We start from the raw sequence: 470 nt of genomic DNA, 5'->3' as shown, positions 1-470 counted from the left end.
GGAGGCGGCCCGCCGCTCCCCCGTCCACGCCCTGGTGTCGAAGTACAAGGACCGTCCTGGACGGCGGTCGTGCCGTGTCCGGCCCCGACCGGGCGGTGCGGCTCGCACGGCGGACCGGCTGACTCACCCGCGCCGGACCGGCGTCCTCGCGCGGTGGGCGGCGACGCGGAGGGCGTCATGAGGGCCGGCGCGGACGGCCAGGGTGGTGGGGTGGCGGAGGCGGGGAGAAACGTACGCGGTGGTGCGCCGGGAGCCGCCCGACGGTGGTCGTGATGCGGGAATCGTGGCGCGCGGGCCGTGTACGGGCGCACCGGGCATGCGTACGGGCGCACGGGCCGTGTACGAGGGCTGCCGGGGAGCGAGCGGCGGCCCGCCCACATCCTGTCCGCCCCTTCCGTGTGGGGGCGGGGTCGGTCTTCTTCTTCATGGGTCGGCTTCCTCTGCCGGAGGGGCGGCGGGCAGTCACACCC

It is taken from the genome of Streptomyces sp. SM1 (assembly GCF_002910825.1).
GTDB lineage: Bacteria > Actinomycetota > Actinomycetes > Streptomycetales > Streptomycetaceae > Streptomyces > Streptomyces okerensis.
Note: the sequence above shows the minus strand (reverse complement) of the source record.